Raw genomic sequence first — 12,074 nt, forward strand, 5'->3', positions numbered from 1 at the left:
GAATCTAATGAGTGACTACAAGAATACCCTGAACTTGCCGGAAACAGGGTTCCCGATGCGCGGCGATCTCGCCAAGCGCGAACCTGGCATGCTGCAACGTTGGTATGAACAGGATCTGTACGGGATTATTCGTACTGCCAAAAAGGGCAAAAAAACCTTCATTTTGCATGACGGCCCTCCGTATGCGAACGGCAGCATTCACATTGGTCACTCGGTTAACAAGATTCTCAAAGACATTATCATCAAGTCGAAAGGGATGGCCGGCTTCGACTCGCCTTATGTGCCGGGTTGGGACTGCCACGGCCTGCCGATCGAACTGAAGGTTGAGCAACTGTACGGCAAGCCGGGCGAGAAGCTGACGGCGGCCGAGTTCCGCCAGAAGTGCCGCGAGTACGCGGCCGAGCAGGTTGAAGGCCAGAAGAAGGACTTCATCCGTCTGGGCGTGTTGGGCGACTGGGATCGTCCGTACCTGACGATGGACTTCAAAACCGAAGCCAACATCATCCGCGCGCTGGGCAAGATCATCAGCAACGGCCACCTGCTGAAAGGCGCCAAGCCGGTTCACTGGTGCACCGACTGCGGCTCGTCGCTGGCGGAAGCGGAAGTGGAGTACTACGACAAGACTTCGCCGTCGATCGACGTGAGCTTCCATGCGGCCGACGCGGCTGCCGTGGCGGCCAAGTTCGGCGTGAGCCACTTCAACGGCGCCATCTCGCTGGTTATCTGGACCACCACGCCGTGGACCTTGCCGGCCAACCGCGCGATCTCGCTGCACCCGGACTTCACCTATCAGCTGGTGCAGGTTGACGGCCAGTGCCTGATCCTGGCGGCCGAACTGGTGGAAAGCGTGATGAAACGCGCCGGCATCACCGAGTGGACAGTGCTGGGCAGCTGCAAAGGCGCTGATCTGGAGCTGCTGCGCTTCAAACACCCGTTCATGGACTTCGACGTGCCGGCGATCCTCGGCGAGCACGTGACGCTGGACGCCGGTACCGGTGCGGTGCATACCGCGCCGGGCCACGGCCCGGACGACTTCGTGATCGGCCAGAAATACGGCCTGGAAGTGGCCAACCCGGTAGGGCCGAACGGCTGCTACCTGACCGGCACCTATCCACTGCTGGACGGCAAGTTCGTCTTCAAGGCCAACGATCTGATCGTCGATCTGCTGCGTGAGAAAGGCGCGCTGCTGCACGTCGAGAAGTTCCTGCACAGCTATCCGTGCTGCTGGCGCCACAAGACGCCGATCATCTTCCGCGCCACGCCGCAATGGTTCATCAGCATGGATCAGAAAGGCCTGCGTCAGCAGTCGCTGGAAGAGATCAAGGGCGTGCAGTGGATCCCGGATTGGGGCCAGGCGCGCATCGAAATGATGGTGGCCAACCGCCCGGACTGGTGCATCTCGCGTCAGCGCACCTGGGGCGTGCCGATGTCGCTGTTCGTGCATAAAGAGACCGAACAGCTGCATCCGCGCAGCGTTGAGCTGATGGAAGAAGTGGCCAAGCGCGTCGAGCAAGACGGCATTCAGGCCTGGTGGGATCTGGACGCGGCCGACATCCTCGGCGCGGAAGCCGCCGACTACGTGAAAGTGCCGGATACGCTGGACGTGTGGTTCGATTCCGGTTCCACCCACGCCTCGGTTGTTGACGTGCGCCCTGAATTTAACGGCCACGGCGCCGACATGTATCTGGAAGGCTCCGACCAGCATCGTGGCTGGTTCATGTCCTCGCTGATGATTTCCACCGCGATGAAGGGCAAGGCGCCGTACAAGGAAGTGCTGACCCACGGCTTCACCGTCGACGGCCAGGGCCGCAAGATGTCCAAGTCGATCGGCAACACCGTCAGCCCGCAGGACGTGATGAACAAGCTGGGCGGCGACATTCTGCGTCTGTGGGTGGCGTCGACCGATTACACCGGCGAGATCGCGGTGTCCGACGAGATCCTCAAGCGTTCTGCCGACGCTTATCGCCGCATCCGCAACACCGCGCGCTTCCTGCTGGCCAACCTGAACGGGTTTGAGCCAAGCACCGATTGCGTGGCGCCGGAAGACATGGTGGTGCTGGATCGCTGGGCGGTCGGCCGCGCGCTGGCGGCGCAGCAGGATATCGAGCAGGCTTACGCCAACTACGATTTCCACGAAGTGGTGCAGCGCCTGATGCAGTTCTGCTCGGTCGAGATGGGCTCCTTCTACCTGGATATCATCAAGGATCGTCAGTACACCGCCAAGAGCGACAGCGTCGCTCGCCGCAGCTGCCAGACCGCGCTGTATCACATCGTCGAAGCGCTGGTGCGCTGGATGGCGCCGATCATGTCGTTCACTGCGGACGAGATCTGGGGCTTCATGCCGGGCAAACGCGCGCAGTACGTGTTCACTGAAGAGTGGTACGACGGCCTGTTCGGGCTGGCGGAAGGCGAGGCGATGAACGACGCTTTCTGGGCTGAGCTGCTGAAAGTGCGCGGTGAAGTGAACAAGGTGCTGGAGCAGGCGCGTGCCGACAAACGCCTCGGCGGTTCGCTGGAAGCGGCGGTGACGCTGTATGCCGACAGCGAGTTGGCGGCGCGTCTGAACAGCCTGCAGGATGAGCTGCGCTTTGTGCTGCTGACCTCTGCGGCAAGCGTTGCGCCATTGGCGGAGGCACCAGCCGATGCGCAGGCCTCCGAGCTGCTGAAAGGGCTGAAGATCGCCTTCAGCACAGCGCCGGGTGAGAAGTGCCCGCGCTGCTGGCATTACACCACCGATATCGGTCTGGTGGCGGAGCATGCAGACATCTGCGGCCGCTGTGTGAGCAACGTCGCCGGTGACGGCGAGAAGCGTAACTTTGCCTGAGAACTTGCGCCTGATGAGTAAACCAATTTGTTCGACCGGCCTGCGTTGGCTGTGGGTTGTAGTGGCGGTGCTTGCGCTGGATTTCGGCAGCAAACAGTGGATCCTCGCTAACTTTACGCTGGGCCAGTCCCAGCCGTTGATCCCGTCGTTCAACCTGTTTTACGCGCGCAACTACGGCGCCGCGTTCAGCTTCCTGGCCGACCATGGCGGTTGGCAGCGCTGGTTCTTTGCCGGCATCGCCATCGCCATCGTCGCGGTGCTGCTGGTGATGATGTACCGCAGCACCGCGCAGCAGAAGCTGAACAACATCGCCTACGCCTTTATTATCGGCGGGGCGTTGGGCAACCTGTTCGATCGCCTGTGGCACGGTTTCGTGGTCGACTTCATCGACTTCTACGTCGGTGATTGGCACTACCCGACCTTCAATCTGGCGGACAGCTTTATCTGCGTGGGTGCGGCGATGATCGTGCTGGAAGGTTTCCTGTCGCCGGCGAGCAAAGGCGCAAAGAGTAAAGGTGAGTAATATGACGGCTCAGGTTATCAGTGACAGCGCGGTGCTGGTTCACTTCACGCTGAAACTGGAAGACGGTTCGACCGCCGAATCCACCCGCAGCAGCGGCAAACCGGCGCTGTTCCGCCTGGGTGACGGCAGCCTGTCGGCGCCGCTGGAAGAGCAACTGCTCGGCCTGCGCGCGGGCGACAAATGCGCCTTTACCCTACAGCCGGAAGCGGCGTTCGGCGCGGAGAACCCGGATCTGGTCCAGTTCTTCTCGCGCCGCGACTTCGCGGAAACCGGCGTGCCGGACGTGGGCACCATCATGCTGTTTACCGCCATCGACGGCAGTGAAATGCCGGGCGTGGTGCGCGCGGTGGCGGAAGATTCGATCACCGTCGATTTCAACCATCCGCTGGCGGGCCATCCGGTGACCTTCGACATCGAAGTGCTGGAGATTGATCCGCAGCAGGAGGAGACGCATGCAAATATTGCTGGCTAACCCGCGCGGCTTCTGCGCCGGGGTTGATCGTGCGATCAGCATCGTGGAACGCGCGCTGGAGCTGTATGGTGCGCCGATCTACGTACGGCATGAAGTGGTGCACAACCGCTACGTGGTCGACAGTCTGCGTGAGCGCGGCGCCGTGTTTATCGAAGAGATCGCCGAAGTGCCGGACGGCTCTATCCTGATCTTTTCGGCGCACGGCGTTTCTCAGGCGGTGCGCGCCGAAGCCAAGGCGCGCGATCTGACCATGCTGTTCGACGCCACCTGTCCGCTGGTGACCAAGGTGCATATGGAAGTGGCGCGCGCCAGCCGCCGCGGCACCGAAGCGATTCTGATCGGTCACGCCGGGCACCCGGAGGTGGAAGGCACCATGGGCCAGTACAGCAATCCGCAGGGCGGCATGTACCTGGTCGAGTCGCCGGATGACGTGTGGAAACTGCAGGTGAAAGACGAAAACAACCTGTGCTTCATGACGCAGACCACGCTGTCGGTGGATGATACCTCGGACGTGATCGACGCGCTGCGTCAGCGCTTCCCGAGCATTATCGGTCCGCGCAAGGATGACATTTGCTACGCCACCACCAACCGTCAGGAAGCGGTGCGCAACCTGGCCGGCGATGCGGACGTGGTGCTGGTGGTGGGGTCGAAGAACTCCTCCAACTCTAACCGTCTGGCGGAACTGGCGCAGCGCGTCGGCAAACCGGCTTATCTGATCGATTCGGCGGCGGATATTCAGGAAAGCTGGCTGAGCGAAGCGCGCAATATCGGCGTTACCGCCGGCGCCTCGGCACCGGATGTGCTGGTGCAGGAGGTGATCTCCCGCCTGAAAGCGCTGGGCGGCCTGGACGTGCATGAAATCAGCGGGCGTGAAGAGAACATCGTGTTCGAAGTGCCGAAAGAGCTGCGCGTGGACGTCCGTCAGATTGACTGAGGTGCGTGAGTGAATGACAACGGGGAGCTTAGACTTCCCGTTTTTTTTGGAATGCCAACGGCATTAAAAATAAAATGCTGAGTATATTCAAATTTTCTGCTAACTAAAGTCAAATTTATTCTGAGTATTTGAAATAGCGGTGGCGTCATTAATTATATAGGCTGAATGAAGTCATTAAATAGAATATCATTAGGCTGCAATCTAAATAGGGCCTGGTGTCGTCAACGTGATTACAATAATTACAATAGTAGTCTTGCAGATGTTTCTTATTTTATTCTTGTCGAATCTGTTCTAGGTCGTTTAATCCTTTCTCCTTTAAATAGAGCTTCATATGCTCCAGCAATCGCCGGACTTTTAATGGCTGGATCTCCCGTCGCGGCATAATGGCATAGCAATTAATTTCCGGTAATCGCCAGTCGGGCAATATTTCAATCAGCTCGCCGCTGCGCAACTCTCGCTCGACGTTGGCGAAGAAATTGCGAATGATGCCTTTGCCGGTCAGCGCCAGCTCCTTCATCGCCATGCCGCTGTTGGTGAACAGTCGCCCGGTCATGCGCATGCGGTGCTCGCCGCCGTCGCGATGGATCAGGCGAACAAACTGCGGATTGCCGAGCGGCGTAAAGGTGACCCAATGGTGATGGGTCAGCGCCTGAGGCGAATCCGGCACCCCGTGGTGTGCCAGGTAGGCCGGGGAAGCGCACAGCACTTCGCGGCAGCGCGCCAGCCGCGTTGAGACGTAGCTGGAGTCAGCCAGCGCGCCGCCGCGTATTGCCAGATCGATGCGTTGCGCGATGAGGTCTATTCTCTCATCGTGGATTTCCAACCGCAGCGTGATGCGCGGGTGTTCGTCGAGGAAGCTCTGCAGCGCCGGCACCAGATAATGGGTGGCGAATTCGGTCGAGGTGGCGACGCGCAGTTCACCGACCAGCTCGCCGCGCAGCGCGGCGATCCGCTGTTGCCCGCGCTCGGCGGCGTGGATCATCAGCAGACAATCTTCATAAAAGCACAATCCGGCTTCGGTCAGGCTCAATGAGCGCGTCGATCGCAACAGTAATTGAATGCCCAGATGTTCCTCCAGCTGGCGAATATGCTGGCTGACGGCCGATGTCGTCATGCCCAATTCTTTTGCCGCCATGCTGAATGCACCACAATCGACCACTTTTGAGAAAATGGCCATGCGTTTTAAAATATTGCTCATAGTTTGTTAAGCACAACTTAACCTAGATTGTGAGTTATACGGGCTAATAATATAGCACCATCTTTCCTATATTGCCTGAAGCATATAAACGACGGGCTGATTATTATTTTGCATGCGCTTTATCTCTTTTTTGATAAATCTTATTGCGCTTGCCAATAATACACCCGCGCCACATCGCAACAGGAGCTCATTGTGGATAGCGCACAGAAAAAAGAAGAAATAGCATTAAAAATCCTACGTGAATTATTGCAATATCGACGTCGCCTCATCGCCGACGATGCTTCTCTGGCTGAAGAAGAGCGGCAGGTCACTCAGGTGCAATTGCCGCGCATTCGGGCATTCATTGAAAACGACCAGCGCATCGAATTCGTGCTGCCGGCTTTTCCGACCAAGTCACCCAACGCCAATAAGGTGATAGGCGCGGTGCCGGACATGGCGGAGCGGCTGTCGCTGATCTTCCTCAACTCGCTGTGCCAGCGCATTCAGCTCTATTACCCGCCGGGCGCGCATATCGTTATCTGTTCCGACGGCCACGTGTTCGGCGATCTGATCCGCGTCAGCGACGAAGCGATCAACCATTATCAGCGCGAGATTGAAAGCCTGCTGCATGAAGTAGGCGCGACGCATCTTAGTGTATTCAACCTCGGCGACGTCAAAGGCCTGGCGGAGCATACCGATGACTACGATCTGCTGCGCCGGCTGTTGGTGGACGGCTATGCCGAATCGGAAGAGGCGATCAAGCGCCAGCTGATGCAGGACGAGCAGGGATTAATGCTGTATCGCGCCATCACGCGCTTCTTGTATGAAGACAGCCTCCTGCCGGGCTACAGCGGTTCCAACGCCGCGCTGCAAAAAGACGCCAAACGGCGCGCCTGCGGCGTTATCCAGCGCAGCTGGGCCTGGGGCAACCTGCTGGCCCAGCACTTCCCGGCGGCGATCCGCCTGTCGATTCACCCGCAGCCGGCCGACAGCCTGAAGATAGGCATCCACATGATGCCGACCAAAGACGACTGGCTGACGCCGTGGCATGGCGTGGCAGCCAACGTGAACGGCCAGTTCGTGCTGATGAAGCGTAAAGATGCGCAGAGCCTGGACGGCGAATTGGTTGAGATCCGCGGCACGCCGAGCCATTACCTGATCGAACAACCGCAGATGGCCTGAGGCCGCTGCAGGCTTTTGCGCCCGAAATCCTGGCGGACGCGTTTTTGACGGCACGTTGCCGTGTGAGCAGCACATTCGATGCAAGGAGAATCACCGATGAATAACCAACCGCTTAATTGCCATATTCAACCGAATACCCCGTTTGGCGCGATCCTGACGCCGCAGCATCCGGGGCAAAAGATCGGCGAACTGCCGGTGGCAGCGCTGCGGGCGCTGGCGCAGGAGCATCACTTGCTGGTGCTGCGCGGATTCGACTCCGGTTTCAGCGATGGGGAGGTTCTGACGCGCTACGCCGAGCAGTGGGGCGAGATCATGATGTGGCCGTTTGGCGCGGTGCTGGACGTGAAGGAACATCCGGACGCCAAGGATCATATTTTCGACAGCAGCTACGTCCCGCTGCATTGGGATGGCATGTATAAGCCGACTATTCCCGAGTTCCAGCTGTTCCACTGCGTGGCGGCGCCGTCGCCGGACGAAGGCGGATGCACTACCTTCGTCGACACCACGCGCTTGCTGGCCAATGCGGACGAAGCGTTGTTGGATCAGTGGCTGTCGGTCTCGATCACCTACCGCATCAAGCAGGTGGTGCACTACGGCGGTGAAGTCTGTTCGCCGCTGGTGGTGCAGCACCCGAACGGCAGGGGCTTGATCATGCGCTACAATGAACCGCCGACGGAGGGGAAAAAATTCCTCAATCAACATGCGCTGGAATATCACGGCGTGCCGGAACAACAGCAGGAACAGTTCCACCACACTCTGCAGCAGCATCTGTACGATCCGCGTCACTATTATGCCCACCAATGGCAACAGGGCGACGTGGTGGTGGCGGACAACTTCTCGCTGCTGCATGGGCGTGAGGGCTTCACCGCCCGTTCCGCGCGTCATTTGCAGCGCGTGCATATTCAGAGCAACCCGGTGTGCGCCAATCTGGCGCTGAAGCCGGCTAACGCAGAAGCGTAAAGGAGCATTATGGCAAGGATATTGATGGCGGCAGTCGCCACTCCGGGGCACGTTTACCCGATGTTGGCCATCGCTCGCCACCTGATTGCCCAAGGGCATCAGGTGCGGGTGATGACCGGCGCGCTGTTCCGCGAACGCGCCGAGGCGGTGGGCGCGAGCTTCGTGCCGTTCGACGCGCAGGTGGATTTCGATTACCGCCACCTGGAGCAGCACTTCCCCGAGCGCGCCGCCCTGCCGCCGGGCAATGCACAGATGGCGCTGGCGCTGAAAGATTTCTTCGCCGCGCCGATCCCGCTGCTGGATCGGCAACTGCGTGCGACTATCGCTGCCGAAGACACCGATCTGCTGATGGTGGAGAACTGCTTCTACGGCGTGCTGCCGCTGCTGCAGTCTGCCGAACGGCCGCCGGTCTTCGGTATCGGGGTCACGCCGCTGTCGTATTCCTCGCGCGATGCTATTTTTTATGGTCCGCGCATCCCGCCGGCGCTGCTGCCGCAGGCGCTGACCCGTGAGCAGCTGGTGGATGAAGAAACGCGCGTGCTGCTCGATGAAGTACAGCAGAGCTTCGATGCGGCGCTGGTGCAGGCGGGGGGACGGGCGCTGGATTGCCCGTTCACCGACGCGCTGATCGGCGGCTGCGAGCGTTTCCTGCAGCTGGCTACCACGGCGCTGGAATATGAGCGTGACGATCTGCCGAGCGGCGTGCGCTTCGTCGGCCCGCTGCGCAGCGGCGGCCAGCCGGCGGCGGAAGAAACGCTGTGGGAGGCGGACGATCGTCGGCCGCTGGTGATTGTGACGCAGGGCACGTTGGCCAATGTCGATCTGCAACAGCTGATCGTGCCGACGCTGCAAGCGCTGGCTCATCTGCCGGTGCGGGTGTTGGCCACCACCGGCGGGCGGGCGACGGAAGGACTGATGGACGCGCTGCCGGCCAATGCCAGAGTGCGGGAGTTTATCTCCTTCGAACGCTGGTTGCCGGAGACGGCGCTGCTGATCACCAACGGCGGTTACGGCTCGATCAACTATGCGCTGAACAGCGGCGTGCCGCTGATCGTCGCCGGCACCGGCGAAGACAAACTGGAGGCGGCCGCGCGCGTGGTCGCCGCCGGGTGCGGCATCAGCCTGCACACCAGCACGCCAAGCCCTGAACAGATCCTGGCGGCGGCGACGCGCATTCTGCAGCAGCCGATCTATCGCCAGCGCGCGGCACTGGTGCGTGAGGACTATGCCCGCCACGATGCGCTGACGGCGATCGCCAACGAAGTGGCCGCCATTACCGCCTGACCTCGCTGTGATCCTTTCCCCAGGCGCCGTTTTCGGCGCCTTTTTTCTGCATTTTTTTGCCATGGAAACTGCATGATTATGTACAATCGTCGCAGGCCGCCAAATCGGTTGAATGTTAATCTCACGACAGCGCCGCTGATGAAAGCGGGGGAATATCATAATTTTCTAATTATGAAATGAATCCTCTGGCGGCGCTGCAGCGGGGCAGTTACCCTGAATCGATAGCCTAATGGGATAGGCGTCAAATCAAGAAGAGAGCAAGCATGAGTGATTCACAAATCCGCATTGCGATTGCGGGCGCCGGCGGCCGGATGGGCCGTCAGTTGATCCAGGCGGTGCAGCAGGCGGAAGGCGTGGTGTTGGGCGCGGCGCTGTCGCGCCCGGGTTCAAGCCTGATCGGCGTCGACGCCGGCGAGTTGGCGGGCATTGGCGCGCTGGGCGTCAAGGTAAGCGACAGCCTGGAGAAAGTGGCGAGCGAGTTCGACATTTTGATCGACTTCACCCGCCCGGAAAGCACGCGGAACTACCTGGATTTTTGCGTGGCGCACCACAAGGCGATGGTGATTGGCACCACCGGCTTCGATGACGCCGGCAAGCAGGCGATCCGCGCTGCGGCGCAGCATATCGGCATCGTGTTCGCCGCCAACTTCAGCGTCGGCGTCAACCTGGTGCTGAAACTGCTGGAGAAGGCCGCGCAGGTGATGGGCGACTATACCGATATCGAAATCGTCGAGGCGCACCACCGCCACAAAGTGGATGCGCCGTCGGGCACGGCGTTGGCCATGGGCGAAGCGATCGCCGGCGCGCTGGGGCGCGATCTGAAAAGCTGTGCGGTCTATGCGCGCGAAGGCCATACCGGCGAACGCGATCCCCAAAGCATCGGCTTTGCCACCATTCGCGCCGGCGACATCGTCGGCGAGCACACGGCAATGTTCGCCGACATCGGTGAACGGGTGGAAATTACCCATAAGGCTTCCAGCCGCATGACTTTTGCCAGCGGTGCGGTGCGCGCGGCTGCCTGGCTGCATAACCGGGATAAAGGTTTGTTTGATATGCGCGACGTGTTGAATTTGGACCAGTTATAATTGATTTGCATACCATCGTGATGTGGTTGTATTGATCATAATACTATGATAATCGGGCAATAATTTTATTGTCCTTTTTTTTAACATGATAAATATCGTGTTGATTTTATTTCATTGCTTAAGCTGTTGTTTATCTGTATTTACTTTGCTAATCATCTCCTTTTTTTCCACCCTAGGCTTTTTTAGCGTCTTTTTTGTCCCATTCCGGCGCTATTTTCCGTCATTCTTCCCCGCAACCGTTTTCCAGCCCCGGTTTTCTGTGTTTTTATCGGCGCTCAAGCCGCATGAGCGCCGAGAACTGCAAAAATAAAACAAAAAACGGCAGTTTGGGTAGACAAGCCAGGCACTCATCATTAAAATGCGCCCAATTTGCCAAAAATTGGCCTCGCGGACGGTTTTTGCATTGATTTAGATCGCGATATCTGAATTAATATGCAAATATTGTGATTGATTATTCCTTGGAGGGTGTTTTGATAAAGTCAGCGCTATTGGTTCTGGAAGACGGAACCCAATTCCACGGTCGGGCCATCGGGGCAGAGGGAACGGCAGTGGGGGAAGTGGTCTTCAATACGTCGATGACCGGTTATCAAGAAATCCTCACTGATCCTTCCTATTCCCGCCAGATCGTTACTCTTACTTATCCTCATATCGGCAATGTCGGCACCAATGCTTCCGACGAAGAATCCTCCGCAGTACACGCCCAAGGCCTCGTCATTCGCGACCTCCCGCTGATCGCCAGCAACTACCGCAACGAAGAAAGCCTGTCCGACTACCTCAAGCGTCACAACATCGTGGCGATCGCCGATATCGATACCCGCAAATTGACCCGCCTGCTGCGCGAGAAGGGCGCCCAGAACGGCTGCATCATCGCCGCCGATTCGCCGGACGCCGCGCTGGCCCTGGCCAAGGCGCAAGGTTTCCCGGGGTTGAAGGGCATGGATCTGGCGAAAGAGGTCACCACCCAAGAGGCCTACAGCTGGCAGCAAGGCAGCTGGACGCTTGAAGGCGACCTGCCCGAAGCCAAAACCGCCGCGGAACTGCCGTTCCACGTGGTGGCTTACGACTACGGCGCCAAGCGCAACATCCTGCGCATGCTGGTGGATCGCGGCTGCCGCCTGACCGTGGTGCCGGCGCAGACCCCGGCCGACGAGGTGCTGAAAATGAATCCGGACGGCATTTTCCTGTCCAACGGCCCGGGCGATCCGGAGCCGTGCGACTACGCCATCACCGCCATCAAACAGTTCCTGGAAACCGACATTCCGGTGTTCGGCATCTGCCTGGGCCACCAGCTGCTGGCGCTGGCCAGCGGGGCGAACACCATGAAGATGAAGCTCGGCCACCACGGCGGCAACCACCCGGTGAAGGATCTGGACAACAACACCGTGATGATCACCGCGCAGAACCACGGCTTTGCGGTAGATGAGAACAATCTGCCGGCGAACCTGCGCGTGACGCACAAATCGCTGTTCGACCACACGGTGCAGGGCATTCACCGCACCGACAAAGCGGCGTTCAGCTTCCAGGGCCACCCGGAAGCCAGCCCAGGCCCGCACGACGCCGCGCCGCTGTTCGATCACTTTATCGAACTGATTGAGACTTACCGTTCTAACGCCAAATAATCAGGAGCAGTAAA

The 12,074-nt window shown here is 59.3% G+C and carries 10 protein-coding genes; 9 read left to right on the top strand and 1 reads right to left on the bottom strand.

The genetic code is table 11. The features are described from left to right. Positions 1–7: 7 nt before the first annotated feature. From ileS to ispH, 4 genes are read left to right on the top strand one after another with little or no spacing between them, the layout of a single operon-like run. Positions 8–2,824: an isoleucine--tRNA ligase gene (gene ileS / locus ACJ8IJ_RS16510; RefSeq protein ID WP_131165205.1), complete on the top strand. Its 2,817-nt coding sequence runs from the start codon at positions 8–10 to the stop codon at positions 2,822–2,824. Positions 2,825–2,837: 13 nt separating this feature from the next. Further along, on the top strand, positions 2,838–3,347 hold the full coding sequence (gene lspA, locus ACJ8IJ_RS16515; RefSeq protein WP_004932951.1) for a signal peptidase II: 510 nt from the start codon (positions 2,838–2,840) through the stop codon (positions 3,345–3,347). A 1-nt stretch (position 3,348) separates the two neighbouring features. Continuing rightward, the gene (gene fkpB, locus ACJ8IJ_RS16520; RefSeq protein WP_004932949.1) at positions 3,349–3,819 is read left to right on the top strand and encodes an FKBP-type peptidyl-prolyl cis-trans isomerase; all 471 of its coding nucleotides are present in this window, start codon (positions 3,349–3,351) and stop codon (positions 3,817–3,819) included. Next, a complete protein-coding gene (gene ispH, locus ACJ8IJ_RS16525; RefSeq protein ID WP_004932946.1) occupies positions 3,800–4,753 on the top strand; it encodes a 4-hydroxy-3-methylbut-2-enyl diphosphate reductase in 954 nt (317 codons plus the stop codon). The genes fkpB and ispH overlap by 20 nt, the downstream gene beginning before the upstream one ends. A 271-nt stretch (positions 4,754–5,024) precedes the next feature. Here the strand turns inward: ispH and ACJ8IJ_RS16530 are convergent, their stop codons facing one another. Next, complete coding sequence (locus ACJ8IJ_RS16530; protein WP_004932941.1) at positions 5,025–5,951, bottom strand: LysR family transcriptional regulator; 927 nt, start codon at positions 5,949–5,951, stop codon at positions 5,025–5,027. Positions 5,952–6,143: 192 nt separating this feature from the next. On the opposite strand from ACJ8IJ_RS16530, the gene pvcA reads away from it, so the two are divergent. The 5 genes from pvcA to carA all read left to right on the top strand — a co-directional run bounded on the left by pvcA (position 6,144) and on the right by carA (position 12,060). Further along, positions 6,144–7,112: an L-tyrosine isonitrile synthase gene (gene pvcA, locus ACJ8IJ_RS16535; RefSeq protein ID WP_004932937.1), complete on the top strand. Its 969-nt coding sequence runs from the start codon at positions 6,144–6,146 to the stop codon at positions 7,110–7,112. Positions 7,113–7,208: 96 nt separating this feature from the next. Then, entirely contained in the window at positions 7,209–8,072 is an 864-nt protein-coding gene (locus ACJ8IJ_RS16540; protein WP_016929131.1) for a TauD/TfdA dioxygenase family protein, read from the top strand. 24 nt (positions 8,073–8,096) lie between these two features. After that, on the top strand, positions 8,097–9,356 hold the full coding sequence (locus ACJ8IJ_RS16545) for a glycosyltransferase (protein ID WP_442518855.1): 1,260 nt from the start codon (positions 8,097–8,099) through the stop codon (positions 9,354–9,356). A gap of 263 nt (positions 9,357–9,619) precedes the next feature. Next, entirely contained in the window at positions 9,620–10,441 is an 822-nt protein-coding gene (gene dapB, locus ACJ8IJ_RS16550; protein WP_154870135.1) for a 4-hydroxy-tetrahydrodipicolinate reductase, read from the top strand. A 470-nt stretch (positions 10,442–10,911) separates the two neighbouring features. Next, positions 10,912–12,060, top strand: a complete 1,149-nt coding sequence (gene carA / locus ACJ8IJ_RS16555; protein ID WP_131165207.1) for a glutamine-hydrolyzing carbamoyl-phosphate synthase small subunit — start codon at positions 10,912–10,914, stop codon at positions 12,058–12,060. The last annotated feature ends 14 nt before the right edge of the window (positions 12,061–12,074 follow it).

Source organism: Serratia sp. CY40230 (assembly GCF_052168835.1).
In the GTDB taxonomy this organism is placed as follows: Bacteria; Pseudomonadota; Gammaproteobacteria; order Enterobacterales; family Enterobacteriaceae; genus Serratia; species Serratia nematodiphila.

Coding starts and splice junctions, on each gene's coding strand:
- ACJ8IJ_RS16540 (WP_016929131.1), top strand. CDS start 7,209: ATGAATAACCAACCGCTTAATTGCCATATTCAACCGAATACCCCGTTT.
- ileS (WP_131165205.1), top strand. CDS start 8: ATGAGTGACTACAAGAATACCCTGAACTTGCCGGAAACAGGGTTCCCG.
- ACJ8IJ_RS16545 (WP_442518855.1), top strand. CDS start 8,097: ATGGCGGCAGTCGCCACTCCGGGGCACGTTTACCCGATGTTGGCCATC.
- lspA (WP_004932951.1), top strand. CDS start 2,838: ATGAGTAAACCAATTTGTTCGACCGGCCTGCGTTGGCTGTGGGTTGTA.
- dapB (WP_154870135.1), top strand. CDS start 9,620: ATGAGTGATTCACAAATCCGCATTGCGATTGCGGGCGCCGGCGGCCGG.
- ACJ8IJ_RS16530 (WP_004932941.1), bottom strand. CDS start 5,951: ATGAGCAATATTTTAAAACGCATGGCCATTTTCTCAAAAGTGGTCGAT.
- ispH (WP_004932946.1), top strand. CDS start 3,800: ATGCAAATATTGCTGGCTAACCCGCGCGGCTTCTGCGCCGGGGTTGAT.
- fkpB (WP_004932949.1), top strand. CDS start 3,349: ATGACGGCTCAGGTTATCAGTGACAGCGCGGTGCTGGTTCACTTCACG.